Below are 974 nucleotides of genomic sequence, written 5' to 3'. Positions count from 1 at the left end.
GGGCCGGTGCAATAGCCGCGATGCAGCAGGTGCATGAACGTCTGAAAGATCTGACGTCCTCATAAAACACAAGTTGAAAAGCAAAATTCAGCCCAATGGTATCGGACGGGACTCGCCGGACGCTTACGATCGTGGCGCGTTCGTTAGCGAACGAAGCCGGAACGCTAATTGCTCGGCTTCACGGGTGTGGTGGATTGAAAGCCAGCGGGCCAGCATGGCGGCTTTTGATCGAGCAATGCGCCCTTTGCGAAAATTGTCTTCGTAGCCAACGCCGAAACTTGCATTGTCGCCGAGCGCCAGTTTGTAGAACCGATCCCAGCTGCCCAGAAAATGACCATCAACTACGCGCTTGCACGAGCGGTAAAGCTCAATGCGCGCGTCGGGTGAAGCTGAAAGCCAGTCGAAGGTCATTGCCGCCTTGTATCCGGCATTCTGAGGGGTTTCCAACAATACCGGCTCTCTACCCAAGTTTTACCGCCACGCACGCGATAATAAAGGGCTGCAACGCGCAATTCTGCTGCGATGCAGCACGTTTAGCACAAGCATAGCGAGCTATTCTGTGCTATTATGCAATTGTAGGGTGGTAATAAGGCCATGCATAACAACAAAGGCCATGAAAGCAAAAGCATAACGTTAGATTTTAACGTCGTCTCCCCCAATCCATCACTTAACCTGATTGAGCTTGTGCGTCATTTAGCTCGCATTGCGGCGGAAAATGACTACAAAGACTTTCTCAATTCCATCGAAAAGCGCTATACTGGCGACCTGAAGAAAGGTCCGCCGCAATGACAAAAGTCGCCCTCTATGCCCGCTATTCCTCTGACAAGCAGTCTGACACCTCCATTGAGGATCAGCTGGAGACCCGCAAAAACCGGGTAATTTCTGGCGAAGCGGGCTGGTTTGATGACGTCGAGGCTTCGGGGCGCACCAAGGGCATCGTTCGGACCAATTTCCATCATGCCCGGCGTTGATTT

At 52.4% G+C, this 974-nt stretch carries 3 protein-coding genes; 2 read left to right on the top strand and 1 reads right to left on the bottom strand.

Annotated elements, in window-relative coordinates; all coding sequences use genetic code 11:
- Window positions 1-123 precede the first annotated feature (123 nt).
- Window positions 124-411, bottom strand: a complete 288-nt coding sequence (locus V2S85_RS27135; RefSeq protein WP_330705881.1) for a hypothetical protein — start codon at window positions 409-411, stop codon at window positions 124-126.
- A 183-nt stretch (window positions 412-594) separates the two neighbouring features.
- Here V2S85_RS27135 and V2S85_RS27130 point away from each other — a divergent pair, with 183 nt between their 5' ends.
- Window positions 595-789 (top strand): hypothetical protein, encoded by a 195-nt coding sequence (locus V2S85_RS27130; protein ID WP_330705880.1) that lies wholly within the window; start codon window positions 595-597, stop codon window positions 787-789.
- Window positions 786-971 carry a recombinase family protein gene (locus V2S85_RS27125; RefSeq protein ID WP_330705879.1) on the top strand — a complete coding sequence of 62 codons (186 nt, stop codon included), beginning with the start codon at window positions 786-788 and terminating at the stop codon, window positions 969-971. Before V2S85_RS27130 ends, V2S85_RS27125 begins: the two co-directional genes overlap by 4 nt.
- Window positions 972-974: the final 3 nt, after the last annotated feature.

Source organism: Novosphingobium resinovorum (assembly GCF_036352595.1).
In the GTDB taxonomy this organism is placed as follows: domain Bacteria; phylum Pseudomonadota; class Alphaproteobacteria; order Sphingomonadales; family Sphingomonadaceae; genus Novosphingobium; species Novosphingobium resinovorum_B.
This window is presented reverse-complemented; position numbering and strand designations above follow the sequence as displayed.